The 16,403-nt window shown below is 56.2% G+C and carries 9 protein-coding genes; 7 read left to right on the top strand and 2 right to left on the bottom strand.

What is annotated here, in order from left to right; all coding sequences use genetic code 11:
* Positions 1 to 552: 552 nt before the first annotated feature.
* The gene (locus B150_RS0118645) at positions 553 to 1,410 is read right to left on the bottom strand and encodes an alpha/beta hydrolase (protein WP_020401476.1); all 858 of its coding nucleotides are present in this window, start codon (positions 1,408 to 1,410) and stop codon (positions 553 to 555) included.
* Positions 1,411 to 1,631: 221 nt separating this feature from the next.
* Positions 1,632 to 3,026, bottom strand: coding sequence for a helix-turn-helix domain-containing protein (locus B150_RS0118640; RefSeq protein ID WP_020401475.1), 1,395 nt, complete (start codon positions 3,024 to 3,026; stop codon positions 1,632 to 1,634).
* A 217-nt stretch (positions 3,027 to 3,243) separates the two neighbouring features.
* On the opposite strand from B150_RS0118640, the gene B150_RS0118635 reads away from it, so the two are divergent.
* The 7 genes from B150_RS0118635 to glpK all read left to right on the top strand — a co-directional run bounded on the left by B150_RS0118635 (position 3,244) and on the right by glpK (position 16,403).
* On the top strand, positions 3,244 to 4,836 hold the full coding sequence (locus tag B150_RS0118635; RefSeq protein WP_025896660.1) for an isocitrate lyase: 1,593 nt from the start codon (positions 3,244 to 3,246) through the stop codon (positions 4,834 to 4,836).
* A 149-nt stretch (positions 4,837 to 4,985) separates the two neighbouring features.
* Positions 4,986 to 7,160 carry a malate synthase G gene (locus B150_RS0118630; protein ID WP_020401473.1) on the top strand — a complete coding sequence of 725 codons (2,175 nt, stop codon included), beginning with the start codon at positions 4,986 to 4,988 and terminating at the stop codon, positions 7,158 to 7,160.
* A gap of 191 nt (positions 7,161 to 7,351) precedes the next feature.
* Positions 7,352 to 9,223 carry a DNA helicase RecQ gene (gene recQ, locus B150_RS21885; RefSeq protein ID WP_342333610.1) on the top strand — a complete coding sequence of 624 codons (1,872 nt, stop codon included), beginning with the start codon at positions 7,352 to 7,354 and terminating at the stop codon, positions 9,221 to 9,223.
* A gap of 148 nt (positions 9,224 to 9,371) precedes the next feature.
* Complete coding sequence (gene katG, locus B150_RS0118620) at positions 9,372 to 11,594, top strand: catalase/peroxidase HPI (RefSeq protein WP_020401471.1); 2,223 nt, start codon at positions 9,372 to 9,374, stop codon at positions 11,592 to 11,594.
* Positions 11,595 to 11,749: 155 nt separating this feature from the next.
* Entirely contained in the window at positions 11,750 to 12,559 is an 810-nt protein-coding gene (locus tag B150_RS21880) for an N-formylglutamate amidohydrolase (RefSeq protein WP_020401470.1), read from the top strand.
* 217 nt (positions 12,560 to 12,776) lie between these two features.
* Positions 12,777 to 14,813 carry a glycoside hydrolase family 97 protein gene (locus B150_RS0118610; protein WP_020401469.1) on the top strand — a complete coding sequence of 679 codons (2,037 nt, stop codon included), beginning with the start codon at positions 12,777 to 12,779 and terminating at the stop codon, positions 14,811 to 14,813.
* A gap of 102 nt (positions 14,814 to 14,915) precedes the next feature.
* A complete protein-coding gene (glpK, locus tag B150_RS0118605) occupies positions 14,916 to 16,403 on the top strand; it encodes a glycerol kinase GlpK (protein WP_020401468.1) in 1,488 nt (495 codons plus the stop codon).

The raw sequence follows: 16,403 nt of genomic DNA, 5'->3' as shown, positions 1-16,403 counted from the left end.
GCAGGCGCAGCAACGCGTCGCGTTGCGATCAAGCGCCAAGGTCAGCGAAGCTAAATCCTGAGCCCGCAACCAATTAAAAGGCCCTGTCACCTCGTGTGGCAGGGGCTTTTGACTTTGTCGCAGGAGCCTGGTGAATGAAACTGTGTTCATACGGAGCGAAGCGGAGTGACGAGGTGCATAGCGACGAGGCTAATCCTGCTCCCGCAACCATTAAAAAGGCCAGTACCCTAAAGGGTGCTGGCTTTTTTATTGGTAGGTGGAGACGGTGTTTGCGAAGCTGGCCGCAGGCCTATGAGCACGCCGGTTCGGCCGGAAAGGCATTGCTAAGCAATGGCTTGGAGGCAACGGCACAAAGCGTAGCAACTGCCGGTAAATCCTCAGACCAAAACCACCGAAGAGCGAAAGCCTCAAAAAGGACCCGGGCAAAACCAAGGCCTGTCCCGTTTTAGGCGCAGCCCGTCAGATCCCTCAGAGCAAAAAGCCAATCACATCGTGTGGCAGGGCACTCAAACTTGCTCGCGAGTGGCCTGGTGTATGAAGACAAAGCAGAGTTTATTCGCCAGTGAGCGCTGATAGCCATTTGATGCCGCGTACGAAGGTCTCTGGTACGGCAGTCGAGTGATCAGAATCTTCGATGATTTGCAGGTCAGAACGCGGAAAGCCTGGTTGGTTGCGTTGCTGCAGCAGCGATACAAAGGCCCTTGTAAGCTCGAGGTTAGCTTCTTCCTTCTCCCCGATTGATACAAACACATGAGTATTCATGTTTTGCCTATCAGGCACTGCCTGGTCTTGCATGCCGGTCAGAAAATCGATCTCAAGCTGGTCCAGTGAGGGGCTGCCAAGAATGTATTGGTTGAACGTATCTGGCTTGGCAAACAAGACATAAGAACCAAAAGAGGCGCCCATGGAATAACCGAGGTAAGCCCTTTGGCCCGGGGTGACTCGGTAGCGTTGCTCAATATATTGGATGACGTCATTGCGAATAAAAGTCAGGTGGGTGCTGGCTTGGCCCATCTGATATTTGGCTTGGATTTCAGGGTTTTCATGGGCGACGAAAGAGTAGTCACGGAACCTGCTAACAAAGGGCCGCGCGTCATCAATATCCTCTGCCGAATTCTTCTGCCATGAGATGCCGACGAGAATAGTATCTGGCATCAAATACTCGGTGGTGCCGGATAGAAGGTCCATGTGCCAAGCAGCATCGGTGGTGTAGATTACCGGGAACAGCTTCTCCGCATCTTCCCAATAGCTCTCGGGCAGTTTGACGTAGATCTCATATTGTCGGCCGTTTTGGGTATCTTCTATGGGGACTACCTCCGTGCGGGGTATTTGATACGCGTGCGGGTCGTTCGCTTGGCTGCCGCCCATCGGCACCATTAACGCGATGACGAGTATAGCGATTTTTTTCATGCTTGGCTCCGTGTGGCTGGGGCAGTCAAACTTGACCGCTTATTCTCGTATCTGGCTTCGGTTAATCGGTTAGTATAGACAATGGCTCAGCGACGAGTTGTGCCGTTTGTGGGATGAAAGGTTATTTCATAACATATCTTCCGATGAATTAGTCCAGCGGATGCGCATGTTCGCTGCAGACTATGACCATCTGAGTTGGTTGACTGTGAGGCCCAGCCCTCTTAGGGATCAACCAGACCAAATGGTGTTGACGGCCGACGATAGTCATCCGACAGGAGCGAGCGGCCTATGGGCGGTTCTGCTCGGGCGAGGCAGTCGGCGCGGTGACAGAGGCGGCAGGTCACGCCGATTGGTGTCGGCTGCACAGCTGAAATGTCTGTGCCTTGGGTGTAAACCAGCTTATGGGCGTGCTGGGATGAGCAGCAGAGTGCGATGGCGCGTTCAATCTGGGGACGGCCATAGCCTCCGCCGCCAGCCGTTACTGTTCGGACAATCGAGAAGAAGCGTTCACCGTCCGGCAGTTCAACCCACTGGGTGATCACTTCCCGCGGTTTCTTGAAGGCGCTATGTACGCTCCAAAGCGGGCAGGAGCCGCCGTGGCGCGCGAAGGGGAACCCGGCACCGTCAAGCCGCTTGGAAACATTGCCTGCGGCATCAACGCGGATAAAGAAGAAGGGCACACCCTCTTGACCTGGCTTCTGGAGGGTGGTCAGGCGGTGCGCGACCTGTTCAAAGCTGGCACCGAACTGTCTGCCGAGGGCCTCGATATCATAGTGCCTGTTTTTCGCGGCTTTAGCGAAAGCATGGTAGGGCATCATGATTGCGCCCGCTGCATAGCTGGCGAGTGCACGCTTGGTCAGCTTCTCACCGTTTTCAGTATCGAACTCCGTGCCGGCGAGGCTGTCTGCAATGACCTCAGTCATTTCCATATAGGCAATCTGCAGTGCGAGTTGGAAATTGGCGCTGGCGTTATCGAGCGCTTCGTCGAGCACAATTTCACGCCGGTGCATATCAAACCGCCGGGTGAAGCCCATCATCACATCGGATGGCAGGCGACGTACTCTGAGGCGCTGGTCGGCAAAATATTGCTCGTAGCCTCCAACACGTCTGATTTCCTGTGCGAGGTCTTCGGCCTTGTTGTCGATCTCGAGGAAATAGTTTTTGCGTGCAGCGAGGAACCGCCGGGCTTCACTCACGGGATCAGGACCGGCAGTGCTTTCGCCGCCCGTTTGGTCGGCGAGAGCCATCTGGCCTTCTTGATAGGCTGTATAGAGGCGAATAACGGCCTCCGCCGTAGCTGGAAATGTGCTGGCAAAATCCTGAATTTCGAGAGGGGAAAGGTCAAGGTCAGCAAACAGGGGAGACTTAAAGGTCGCCGCTATCTGGGCATTGAAGTCGTCGCCAGACCCGCGCGCAAGCGATGCAATGTCCGTGCGGTAAATCTCGGCAAGCTTCAGGAGCATGGATGCCGTCACCGGGCGCTGGTTGGTTTCAATAAGCGCAATATAGGAGGGCGAAACCTCTAGATCCTCGGCCATGCCGACCTGCGTCAGGCCCAGGTCGCGCCGAAGTCGCCTGATCCTGGGCCCCATGAAAATACTGCGTTCTTTTGCCATGCCAGCCTCTCTATTTACAGAAACAATATTACAAGACTTACAAAGTTACAAAATATTTTGTGAGAATTTACAAGTTCACTAAATGCCGTGTGCAAAAAAGCTTTTTCCCGCGTATCACCGGCTCAAGGCAAGTCAATCAGACCACGGAGGTGGATGAATGACAATGTGCAGAGGAGATAACGCGATGCCATTTGACAAAACAAACGGGAAGAAGATCATGAGCTATCAGGACGACATCAAAAACGTTCAGGATCTGATCAGCAGCTTCAAGGGTACATGGGATGGCATCGACGCCGAGGCGGTCGCCCGCATGCGCGCGCAGAACCGTTTCCATACCGGTCTCGATATCGCGCGCTATACTGCAGACATCATGCGCAAGGATATGGCAGCCTATGATGCCGATCCAGCCAACTACACACAGTCGCTTGGCTGCTGGCATGGTTTCATTGGCCAGCAGAAGCTGATTTCCATCAAGAAGCACTTCGGCACGACTAAGGGCCGCTACCTCTATCTTTCTGGCTGGATGGTTGCGGCGCTCAGGTCCGAGTTCGGCCCGCTGCCGGACCAAAGTATGCACGAGAAAACTTCGGTTCCAGCACTGATTGAGGAGCTCTACACTTTCCTCAAGCAGGCTGATGCCCGTGAGCTTGGCGGCTACTTCCGTGAGCTCGACGCTGCACGCAAAGCCGGTAATGCCGCGCTTGAAGCTGAAGTTCAAAGCAAGATCGACAACTTCGAGACCCACGTTGTTCCAATCATTGCGGATATTGACGCCGGCTTCGGTAACGCGGAGGCGACCTATCTGCTCGCGAAGAAAATGATCGAAGCAGGCGCTTGTGCCCTCCAGATCGAGAACCAGGTGTCTGACGAGAAGCAGTGTGGCCACCAGGACGGTAAAGTAACGGTGCCGCATGAAGACTTCCTCGCGAAAGTTCGCGCGTGTCGTTACGCCTTCCTCGAACTCGGTGTGGACAATGGTATCGTTGTAACGCGCACGGACAGCCTTGGTGCTGGCCTTACGAAGCAAATCGCTTACTCGAAGGAGCCGGGTGACATTGGTGACCAGTACAACAGCTTCCTTGACTGTGAAGAAGTTGCGGCCGGCGACCTGAAGGCAAACGACGTTGTCATCAACCGCGACGGCAAACTGCTGCGCCCCAAACGGCTGCCTTCCAACCTGTTCCAGTTCCGGGCAGGTACGGGTGAAGACCGCTGCGTTCTCGACTGTATCACCTCGCTGCAGAACGGCGCCGACCTCTTGTGGATCGAAACCGAGAAGCCTCACGTTGAGCAGATCGCGGGCATGGTAGACCGCATTCGTGAAGTTATTCCGAACGCGAAGCTTGTGTACAACAACTCGCCGTCCTTTAACTGGACGCTCAACTTCCGCCAACAAGTGTTCGATGCCTGGGAAGCAGAAGGCAAGGACGTATCCGCTTACGACCGTGGGAAGCTGATGAGTGTTGACTATGACGACACGGAACTGGCCGCTGCCGCGGATGAGAAAATCCGTACCTTCCAGCGGGACGGCTCAAAGCGGGCCGGTATCTTCCACCACCTGATCACTTTGCCGACATACCACACGGCGGCGCTGTCGACGGACAATCTGGCCAAGCGCTACTTCGGTGAGGAAGCCATGCTTGGTTACGTGAAGCAGGTTCAGCGTGAAGAAATCCGCCAGGGCATCGCCTGCGTGAAGCACCAGAATATGGCTGGTTCGGATATTGGCGATGACCACAAGGAATATTTCGCTGGTGAAGCAGCACTGAAGGCAGCTGGTGAAGACAACACCATGAACCAGTTCGGCTAAGCGGCTAAATCGGGATACAAAACTGCCGCTCTTTCCAACGTACGGAGGGGGCGGCAGTTATCTTGTCTGGGCCCGATTATTCGGGCCAGTCGCCAAAATTTGAGTATAGTAATCGGGCTTTGAAAGTCTTGAGCGTGACGGAGAAAGAAATGACGGATCGGGTAGAAGTAAGCGGTTTGCTGGTGGCAAAGGAACTCTACGGCTTTATCGAAAATGAAGCCCTGCCGGGTTCGGGTATTGACCCGCAAACGTTCTGGTCCGGTCTCGCCGCTCTTGTCAAAACCTACGGCCCTAAAACCCGACAGGCTCTAGAACGCCGTGAGGCATTGCAGGCTAAAATTGACGCGTGGCACAAAGCCAATCCCGGGCCGAATTTTGACTTTGGCGAGTATAAAACCTTCCTTCAGGAGATTGGATATCTCGAGAGCGAGGGGCCGGCATTTAAAATTGACACCAAGAATGTGGACCCTGAGATCGCCAGCATTGCGGGACCTCAGTTGGTGGTGCCGGTGATGAACGCACGCTTTGCCCTGAATGCAGCGAACGCGCGTTGGGGCAGCCTTTATGACGCCTATTATGGCACCGACGTGATTGCCGAGGAACCAGGGCTCGAGAAAACTGCTAAATACAACACGGCACGTGGTGCTGTGGTGGTTGCGAAAGCCGCTGCCTTCCTCGATGACGCTGTGCCGCTCGCAGGCGCAAAACACGCGGATGTTGCTGCTTATAAGGTTGAAGCCGGCGTCTTGAAAGTGGAGACCGCGTCAGGCAATGAGGTGGGCCTTGCGAATGCTGCGCAGTTCGTCGGTTATCAGGGCAGCGCGGATGCACCGTCCTCGATCCTTCTCAAGAACAACGGCCTGCATATCGAGATTCAGATCGACAGGGGGCACCCGGTCGGCGCGAGTTCGCGCGCGGGCGTGAAAGACGTAGTGCTTGAAGCCGCAATCTCGACCATTCAGGACTGTGAAGATTCTGTCGCGGCTGTGGACGGCGAAGACAAAACCACCGTCTACCGCAACTGGCTCGGTCTCATGAAAGGTGACCTCACCGACACCTTCACGAAGGGCGGTCAGGAGATGACCCGGAGTCTCAACAAGGACCGGATCTACAATGCCGCAAGCGGCGGAGAGATCACCCTGCCGGGGCGCAGCCTTCTTCTTGTGCGCAACGTTGGCCACTTGATGACGACACCTGCTGTTCTCGATGTAGCAGGCGAGGAGGTTTCTGAAGGACTTCTGGATGCACTCGTGACCAGTCTGTGTGCGATACATGATCTGAAGAAGAAAGGTGAGAATGCCAATAGTCGGATGGGCAGCATCTATATTGTTAAGCCGAAAATGCATGGCCCTGCAGAGGTGGCGCTCACGAATGAAATCATGGGGGCGGTTGAAGACATTCTTGGACTCGAACGCTTCACGATCAAGGTTGGCGTAATGGATGAAGAGCGCCGCACCACGGTGAACCTGAAGGAGTGTATCCGTGCGGTGAAGGACCGTCTTGTGTTTATAAATACCGGTTTCCTTGACCGGACAGGCGACGAACTTCACACCAGCATGGAAGCGGGTGCCTTCCTGCCCAAAGGCGATATCAAGGGTGAGCCCTGGATTGCGGCGTATGAGAACTGGAACGTGAATATCGGTCTCGAGTGCGGCTTGCAGGGCGTGGCGCAGATTGGCAAAGGCATGTGGGCTATGCCTGACGAGATGGCGCGAATGATGGTGGAAAAGATCGGGCACCCCAAAGCTGGCGCGAGTTGTGCCTGGGTGCCGTCACCGACAGCGGCAACGCTCCATGCGCAGCACTACCACATGGTGTCCGTGGCAGATCGCCAGAAGGAACTCGCAAGTGCGCCGCGAGCCAGTCTGGATGATATCCTGACGGTACCGCTTATGCGGGGGCGTAACCTGTCAGAGGAAGAAGTACAGCGTGAGTTGGACAACAATGCCCAGGGTATCCTCGGTTATGTTGTGCGCTGGATCGATCAGGGGGTTGGGTGTTCCAAGGTGCCGGACATCAACAACGTTGGCTTGATGGAGGATCGCGCGACGCTCCGCATTTCCAGTCAGCATGTCGCCAACTGGCTGCACCATGGTATCTGCAGTCAGGCGCAGGTGCAGGGGGCACTGGAGCGCATGGCAGCCATCGTCGACGCGCAAAATGCAGGCGACCTGGCGTACCAACCCATGGCACCGAACTTCGATGACAGCATTGCTTTTCAGGCTGCAGCCGACCTGATCTTTAAAGGCCGGGAGCAGCCGAACGGTTACACAGAGCCTCTGCTGCACAAGCGGCGTCTGGAGGCGAAAGCGCGGGCCAATTAGCATTAGGCAGGATCTGTACGCCTAGTCGACCTCACAAAATCCCAGTTGTTCGGGCTGGCCAGTTCGCTGAGGTGAGCAAGTGCGCCCTGTGCCTGCTCGCAATAGCTTAGCGGCGCCTGTTTCTGAAGCCTCTATAGCCAGAACGTATCTGGGACTTTCCTGTGTTCGCGTGTTTAAGGTTGCGAGAGGTGATGTGGGCTGTATGGTGCAGGGATATTGCCCCGACCCGAAAGTCCTCACCCATGCAGCCACATAACGCAAGAGCCCAATCCCTTGATGAGGTATTGCATGAAGTGTTTGGCTTTTCGGCGTTTCGGGATGGCCAGCGCGCTGCCGCAGAAACGCTGATTTCAGGGCAGAACCTTTTGGCCATTATGCCTACGGGTGCGGGCAAAAGTCTGTGTTACCAGATTGCGGCACTGATGCGCGAAGGGGTGGCCATTGTTGTGTCGCCGCTCCTCGCCTTGATGGATGATCAGGTCGCGAGCTTGCGCGCAAATGGCATCAGTGCTGACACCATCAACAGCACCAAAACCCGGGATGAAAAAGTAACGATTTGGCACCGTCTAGTGGCTGGTGAGTTGAAATTTTTATACCTGTCACCTGAGCAGCTTTTGAACGGGCGGCTGCTTGGTGCGCTCACAAAACAAAATGTGGGCATGTTCGTTGTTGATGAGGCGCACTGTGTGTCCCAGTGGGGCCACGATTTTCGCCCTGAATACCGCCAGCTCAATCAATTGCGCGAAATGTTCCCTGACGTGCCCATTGGTGCCTTTACCGCGACCGCGGACCAGCCAACCCGGGCCGAAATCATGGAGCATCTGCTCGGCAACAACGGTGAGATGATGGTGCAGGGCTTTGACCGGCCCAACATCCGCATCGATGTGCAGCAAAAGAATAACGGCAACCGCCAGCTGCTCGATTTTGTATCCGAGTTTTCAGGCCAGCAAGGGATTGTGTACTGCCTGTCGCGCGCAAAGGTGGAAGCCACTGCCAAGCTACTCTGTGAAAACGGCTATATGGCGCTACCATACCATGCGGGCTTGCCCTCTGAGGTGCGGCAGGAAAACCAGGAGGTATTCCTGAGCCGCGCGGGCGTCATTATGGTGGCGACCATCGCGTTCGGCATGGGGATCGACAAGCCGGACGTACGTTTTGTCATGCATATGGACCTGCCCAGCAGTATGGAAGCCTATTACCAGGAAATGGGCCGCGCTGGGCGTGACGGCGGGCCCGCACGTGCACTTATGCTCTATGGCTTCGATAACATCCGCGTGCGCCGTGATATGATCAATGGGTCAAACGCGTCTGATGCGAAGAAGCGGTCAGAGATGCAGCGGCTGAATGCTTTGCTCGCTTTTTGCGAGGCTGCTGGCTGCCGCCGCAATGTGCTGTTGCGCTATTTCGGTGATGCCGAGAAAGCACCCTGTGGGCACTGCGATACCTGCCTCAACCCGCCAACCGTCTACGATGGTACTGCGCACGCCAGATTGGCACTTTCCCTTATTGAGGACAGCGGCGAAATATATGGTCGGGGCCATATTATCGACCTGTTGATTGGCGCGAATAGCGCGAAAATCGTTGCAGCGGGTCATGACAGGTTGCCGGGTTATGGCGAGGGGCGCACACTGCCAACTCCTGCGTGGCAGGCAGTTTTCCGGCAAATGTTCGCTGCCGGGCTCATTGACGTGGACCCGACCTATGGCTCCTTGAAGATACGAGAGCCCGGGGCAGCGCTCCTGCACGGCAGCGGTCGTGTGGAATTTGTTGAATATGTTGCCGCGCCAAAGCGCCGGAGGGGTGGACGTAAGGCCGAGCAGGTCACCCTAGCAGGCAGCGACCAACCGCTCTTTGAATATCTCAAGGAGGTACGGCGCGAACTGGCGAGGGCAGAGAATGTACCTGCCTATGTGATTTTCCATGACGCGGTTCTGATGGAGTTTGCTGCGCGCAAACCCGCGCGGCTTGATGACCTGCTTGGTGTCAGCGGTGTCGGACCGCGTAAGGTCGAGAAATATGGCGTTGCGTTTCTGGACGCATTGGCGGCATTTGAACCCGCATAGCGCGTAGTAGCGACTCGTAATTTTATTCAGCCGATAATTAAGAATCCAATAAATCGTTTTTTTGGATTTATGAGACCAAGGCAATCAATTTCACAAAAGCAAACCTTTATCCTATCAGAAATAATTCTTAATTTCTGGAGGAAGACCAATGCTTCGTCACACATTGTCTGCGATAGCCATCTTGACCGTTGGCCTGTCGCCACTCGCGGCACCGAGCGTTGCCGCTGCAGATGAGAAGATGCCAACCAATGAATTCTGGTGGCCGAACCGTCTCAACCTTGAACCCCTGCGCCAGAATGCGGATGCGTCAAATCCGCTGGGCGAGGATTTCGACTATGCGGAAGAGTTCAAAAAGCTCGACCTTGAAGCACTGAAAGCGGACTTGAAGACGCTGATGAAAACCTCGCAGGACTGGTGGCCGGCAGACTATGGTCACTATGGCCCGTTCTTCATTCGTATGTCGTGGCACAGCGCCGGTACTTACCGCACGATCGATGGTCGCGGTGGTGCCGATGGTGGCATGCAGCGCTTTGCCCCGCTCAACAGCTGGCCTGATAACGTCAACCTTGATAAAGCGCAGCGCCTGCTTTGGCCGCTCAAACAAAAATACGGCAACAAAATCTCGTGGTCGGACCTGATCGTGCTTGCTGGCACCGTTGCCATGGAAGACATGGGGTTCAAGATTTTTGGTTTTGCTGGCGGTCGTGAAGATGCGTGGCAGCCGGACGAAGTTTACTGGGGACCGGAAGGTGAGTGGCTTGGCAGTAAACGCCACGCTGAAGGTCGCAAGCTCAAAGGCCCTCTCGCCGCAACACGCATGGGTCTCATTTATGTGAACCCGGAAGGGCCGGACGGAAACCCTGATCCGCTTCTGGCAGCTAACGACATCCGCGAAACGTTCGGGCGCATGGCGATGAACGACGAGGAAACGGTTGCGCTGATCGCCGGTGGTCACACCTTTGGTAAAGCACATGGTGCGGCAGATCCTTCCAAATACATGGGCAAGGAACCGGAAGCAGCATCGCTTGAAGAGCAAGGTTTGGGCTGGAAAAACAAATATGGTAGCGGCAACGGTGCCAATACCATCACAAGCGGCCTGGAAGGCGCTTGGACCGTAAGCCCGGCGGAGTGGACGCATAACTATCTCGAAAACCTTTACATGTTCGACTGGGTTCCGACAAAGAGCCCGGCTGGGGCAACCCAGTGGGTGCCGAGTGACGAGAGCGCCGCGCAACTGGTGCCTGATGCCCATGACGAGAACAAGCGCCATGCGCCGATCATGTTCACCACTGACTTAGCGCTCAAGTTTGACCCAGAATACCGCAAGATTTCCGAGCGGTTCCTCAACAACCCCGAGGAGTTCGAGCTCGCATTTGCTAAAGCTTGGTTCAAGCTGACGCACCGTGACATGGGCCCGCGTTCGCGCTACCTCGGCTCGCTCGCGCCCAAGGAAGCGCTTGTGTGGCAGGACCCTGTGCCGGCGGTGGACCACAAGCTGGTTGGTGCCAAGGACGTTGCCAAGCTCAAGAAAGCAGTGCTGCAATCTGGCCTGACGGTGCCTGAGTTGATCCGCACCGCATGGGCATCCGCATCCAGCTTCCGCGGCACAGACATGCGTGGTGGTGCTAACGGTGCACGCGTGCGGCTTGCTCCGCAAAAAGACTGGGCAGTCAATGACCCGGCCGAGCTTGCAAAAGTGGTCTCGGTTCTGGAAGGCATTCAGGCCGACTTCAACAAGAAGGCATCGGGCGGCAAGAAAATCTCGCTCGCTGACCTAATTGTGCTCGCTGGTGGTGCTGCAATTGAAGAAGCAGCGAAAGCTGCGGGTCATAAAGTGGAAGTACCTTTCACGCCGGGCCGTACTGACGCGACGGCTGAAATGACGGACGCTGACGCTTTCTCTGTTCTCAAGCCAAGCGCAGACGGTTTCCGCAACTACTTTGAAGTCGGCAACACCCGCTCGCCTGCAGAAATGCTGGTCGAAAAGGCTGCGCTTCTGAAGTTGAGCGTGCCGGAAATGACCGTTCTTGTTGGCGGTATGCGCGCCCTTGATGCAAACACGGGCCAGTCCAAGCACGGTGTGTTCACTGCAGAACCAGGCACGCTCAGCAATGACTTCTTCGTCAACCTGCTGGACCTTTCCACGGGTTGGAAAAAGTCCGCTGACACCATGGGTGTTTATGAGGGCTATGACCGCGCGAGCGGCGAAGTGAAGTGGACAGCAACACCTGTCGACCTGATCTTTGGCTCAAACACCGAACTGCGGGCGGTTGCTGAAGTGTATGCACAGGAAGGTGCGGAAGCCAAGTTTGTGAATGACTTCGTCTCCGCTTGGACCAAAGTCATGATGCTCGACCGCTTCGACCTCTAAGCGAATATAAGTCAGAAACTTGTGGACGGCGGTACCTTGTGTGCCGCCGTCTGCTTTTTGGAGCTTCCCATCAGCGCCACAGTCCCTTCGTAACGGCACTGTCACAAATATTGGGCAGACAGCTTTATATCGGAACAGTGTGAAGGGTCTGGGCAGTGGCGCAACTTTTGGGGATCAATGACGGCCCGGCGGTGGAACGTTTGAACCCGCTTGGCAGTGCTGATGTTTTGCTGGTGTGCGAACACGCATCCAACAGGTTGCCGGAACGGCTAGGCACGCTTGGCCTCCCGCGCGATGCGTTGGAGGGCCATATTGCGTGGGATATAGGCGCGGCTGTTGTTACTGACCGTATGTCCGACCTTTTGGACGCACAGGCAATCCTGCAGCGGTTTTCAAGGCTTGCCTATAACTGCAACCGTGCGCCGGATGCGTCGGACGTGGTGCCTCACTCTTACCGTGGCCGGGCAATTCCGGGAAATGCGAACCTCGACATTGAAGCACTTGAGATGAGGCGCGAGGGTATCTATGTGCCGTTTGATAGTGCTATAGAGCGTGCGCTCAATACTATCAGCCGTCGCAGCCCAAATGCTGCGGTTGTGTGCATCCAGTCCTTCTCTCCTGAAATGCCGAATGCCAGGGACATTGAGATAGCGCTTATTGAGGATGAGCCCTCAGGTCTCTCTGATGCCTTAAGGTCGGTCTTCCTGCATGATGGTACCTATAAAATCAGCATGAACGAACCTTACGGTAAAGAAGATGGTGCTACCCACACCTTGAACCGGCATGCCACGCGCCGGCGTCTTCCGGGGGTTATCATTTCGGTCCGGAACGAACTGATTGCGACAGGCGCCGGGCAGGACCGGCTATCGCGCTATCTGGCATCCACACTGCGGGAGGCGTGCCAATCGGTCACGCGTGTGCGCCGTGGGCGTGGTGCGCGGACGCGGCTATCTCCTGTCGGATAGCGCGCTCATCGCTCCTTTATTGACAGCGCTGTCTAATATCCATACTAATCACCGTGGGAAGGATGAGGCGCGCACATCGCGCGCTGGGTATCCCTGTCACCGCTTCAAATAAAATATAAGACCCGGGCCCCTCGGGCGAAGCGCAGGTATAACAAGGTCGAACACATAAGGCGTGAGGAAGCGCTCTGTGTGTTCCGTAGACTATGAGGGGCAATCGATGCTGAAACGCATTGTTTCCATTTTTCTGATCGCGCTTTTGGCGCCCGTGGCGGCATTCGCCGCTGACACCGCGCAGGTCACGTCACCTGACGGCAAACTTTCCGTATCGGTTATGACCGAGAATGGCCGGCTGTATTACGCGGTAGCGCGTGACGGCAAGTCCGTGCTTGACCCGTCGCAGCTTGGCTTCCGCTTGTCGGAGCAAAAGGGTTTCGAGAAGGGGCTGGAGATCACAGCCACCGACACTTCCACTTTCGATGAGACGTGGGAGCAGCCATGGGGTGAACGCCATTTTGTGCGCAACCACTATAACCAGCTGTCTGTCGCGGTGGCGGAAGTGGACGGCGCTAAACGTCACCTGAACGTTGTGTTCCGCGTTTATGATGACGGTATCGGCTTCCGCTATGACGTGCCCGCTGATGGCGGCTTTGGGGCGATTGGTATCACGGACGAGATCACCGAATTCGCCTTTGCGGAAGAAGCAACCGTGTGGTGGATTCCGGCCCGCTGGTGGAACCGGTACGAGTATATCTACAACGAGACCCGCCTGCACCAGGTACCACTCGCACACACACCAATCACCATGCGGCGCGATGATGGGCTGCATATCTCCATCCATGAGGCGGCGCTGACCAACTATTCCGGTATGTCGCTCCTGAAAAAGCATGGCACCACGTTTGAAGCAGACCTCGCGCCGGGACCGGACGGCATCAAAGTCCAGCTGGACGGCGCTTTTGTCACGCCTTGGCGTACCCTGCAAATCACTGAAAGCGCGACCGGGCTTCTTGACTCCAACCTTATCCTCAACCTCAATGAGCCAAACAAGCTTGGCGATGTGAGCTGGGTGAAGCCGGGCAAATATGTTGGTATCTGGTGGGGCATGCATCTGGCGGTGGAGACCTGGGGCTCCGGGCCCAAACACGGTGCCACGACGGCCAATACCAAGCGCTATATCGACTTTGCGGCCAAAAACGGCTTTGACGGCGTGCTCGTTGAAGGCTGGAACGAAGGCTGGGACGGTGACTGGTTCAACAACGGCGATGTGTTCAATTTCACCAAACCATATCCCGACTATAACCTGACGGAACTTGGCAAATATGCCCGTGACCGCGGTGTGCGCATTGTGGGCCACCACGAGACATCTGGCAGTGTTACCAACTATGAAAACCAGATGGCGGATTCGTTCGAGCTTTTGGCCAAGAACGGCGTGGCGCAGGTGAAGACCGGCTATGTAGCGCATGGTGGTGATATCAAGCGCCTCGATGAAAACGGCAATGCTATCTTTGAGTGGCATGATGGCCAGTTCATGAGCGAACACCACAAGCGTGTGCTTATCGAAGCAGCCAAACACAAGATTGCCATCAATAGCCACGAACCGATCAAGGATACCGGTCTGCGTCGTACCTACCCGAACTGGATTGCGCGGGAAGGTGCGCGTGGGCAGGAATACAACGCCTGGGGCTCGCCTGGTAACCCGCCGAGCCATACGGCTGTACTGCCTTATACCCGTATGCTTTCTGGCCCGATGGACTTCACGCCTGGCATCTTTGACCTGCTGTTCGAAGAAGAGCAGCCAAACGACCGCGTGCGCACCACACTGGCTAAACAGCTGTCGCTTTATGTGGTGCTCTATAGCCCCATCCAGATGGCGGCAGACCTGCCGGAGAACTACGAGGCGCGCATGGATGCCTTCCAGTTTATCCGCGATGTGCCGACAGACTGGGAGACCAGCATCGCGCTTAATGGTGAGATTGGTGACTTTGTCACCTTCGCGCGTAAGGAGCGTGGCGGGGACGATTGGTTCCTTGGTAGCTTGACTAACGAGGAAGGCCGTACGCTTGAAGTGTCGCTCGACTTCTTGGATGCAGGCCGCAGCTATACGGCGGAAATCTACCGTGACGGTGACGACGCTGATTGGGATACCAACCCCTACGCCATGGTCATTGAGAAGAAAACCGTGACAGCGGCGGATAAGATGGCCCTGCGGCTTGCGCCCGGTGGTGGCATGGCTGTTCGCTTCACGTCAGCAAACTAGAAGACGCCGCGCCCGCCCCATTGAAGGCGAGCGCCGCATCTGCCAAACTGTCCCCCGGAAGGGCCACACAAGAGCTGTGGCAGTGTTTCGGGGGACTTGTTTATGCAGGACTGCATTCTGGCGATGGACCAGGGCACCACGTCAAGCCGTGCCATTGTGTTCAATAAATCGGGCGAAATCATTGCGCTCAAGCAGGCTGAGTTTCAGCAGCATTATCCGGCCGACGGCTGGGTCGAGCATGACGCCAACGAGATTTGGGACACCAGCCTCAAGACCGCGCAGGATGCCCTTCGGGAAGCCGAAAGCAAAGGCTGCCGCGTTGTTGCTATCGGTATTACCAACCAACGCGAAACCTCCGTCATCTGGGAGCGTGAGAGTGGCAAGCCCATCCACAATGCTATCGTCTGGCAAGACCGGCGCACCGCAGATGTTTGCCGCAAGCTGAAGGCTGACGGCGCGGAGGAGGTGGTGCAGGAGAAAACAGGCCTGCTGCTTGACCCTTATTTCTCTGGCACCAAAGTCGCCTGGATGCTGGACAATATAGACGGTGCCCGCAAAGCCGCAGACGACGGCAAACTGGCGTGGGGCACCATCGACAGTTTCCTCATTATGAAGCTGACGGGCGGGCGCACTCATGCAACCGACGCCACCAACGCCAGCCGTTCCAGCATATTCAATATCCGCACACAGGAATGGGACAGCGAGCTATTAAAGCTCTTTAATGTGCCGCAGTCACTGCTTCCTGAAGTGAAGGACTGTGCCGCCAATTATGGTGAGACAGACAAGGATCTGTTCGGGCGCGCCATCCCCATCCTTGGGGTGGCGGGGGACCAGCAGGCCGCAACGATTGGCCAGTGCTGTTTCACGGAAGGGGCGATCAAAAGCACCTATGGCACGGGTTGTTTTGTGCTGATGAACACCAGCACCGAGTTTGTCGGCAGCAAGAACCGACTGCTGACCACAGTAGCCTACCGGCTGAAGGGCGAGACAACCTACGCGCTGGAAGGCTCCATCTTTATCGCAGGCGCGGCTGTTCAGTGGCTTAGGGACGGTATCAAGATCATCGAAAGCGCGAAGGAAAGTGAGAAGCTGGCCACATCGGTCAAGGATAGCGGCGGTGTTTATATGGTGCCCGCCTTCACGGGCCTCGGTGCCCCGCACTGGGACCCTGATGTTCGTGCCGCCATATTCGGCATGACCCGAGCGACCGGACGGGCCGAATTGGTGCGTGCGACCCTGGAGTCTATCTGCCATCAGACACATGATCTTTTCAGCGCCATGGCGGAAGACGGTATCAAGCCATCCGTCCTGCGGGTGGATGGAGGCATGGTGGCGAACGACTGGATGGTGCAGAATCTGGCCGATACCCTGGCACTGACCGTTGACCGGCCCGAAGTGATGGAGACCACGGCGCTGGGTGCCGCTTATCTTGCGGGGCTTGAGGCCGGCATCTATGGCTCGCTTGAGGATATCGCCAAAAACTGGCGCATGGAAAAACGTTTCGATCCCGTAATTAATGAGAGCGAACGAGGGGAGAAGCTTCAGAAATGGGGTCGGGCGGTCAAGGCGGCGCAGGCGTTTTGCGCCTGA

It is taken from the genome of Kordiimonas gwangyangensis DSM 19435 = JCM 12864, from assembly GCF_000375545.1.
Taxonomy (GTDB): Bacteria; Pseudomonadota; Alphaproteobacteria; order Sphingomonadales; family Kordiimonadaceae; genus Kordiimonas; species Kordiimonas gwangyangensis.
Note: the sequence above shows the minus strand (reverse complement) of the source record. Positions and strands in the feature narration are given on the sequence as shown.

Bases quoted from the DNA above. Each gene is read 5' to 3' on its own strand.
- B150_RS0118640 (WP_020401475.1), bottom strand. From the start codon at position 3,026: ATGGCAAAAGAACGCAGTATTTTCATGGGGCCCAGGATCAGGCGACTT.
- B150_RS0118635 (WP_025896660.1), top strand. From the start codon at position 3,244: ATGAGCTATCAGGACGACATCAAAAACGTTCAGGATCTGATCAGCAGC.
- glpK (WP_020401468.1), top strand. From the start codon at position 14,916: ATGCAGGACTGCATTCTGGCGATGGACCAGGGCACCACGTCAAGCCGT.
- B150_RS0118610 (WP_020401469.1), top strand. From the start codon at position 12,777: ATGCTGAAACGCATTGTTTCCATTTTTCTGATCGCGCTTTTGGCGCCC.
- katG (WP_020401471.1), top strand. From the start codon at position 9,372: ATGCTTCGTCACACATTGTCTGCGATAGCCATCTTGACCGTTGGCCTG.
- B150_RS0118630 (WP_020401473.1), top strand. From the start codon at position 4,986: ATGACGGATCGGGTAGAAGTAAGCGGTTTGCTGGTGGCAAAGGAACTC.
- recQ (WP_342333610.1), top strand. From the start codon at position 7,352: ATGTGGGCTGTATGGTGCAGGGATATTGCCCCGACCCGAAAGTCCTCA.
- B150_RS0118645 (WP_020401476.1), bottom strand. From the start codon at position 1,410: ATGAAAAAAATCGCTATACTCGTCATCGCGTTAATGGTGCCGATGGGC.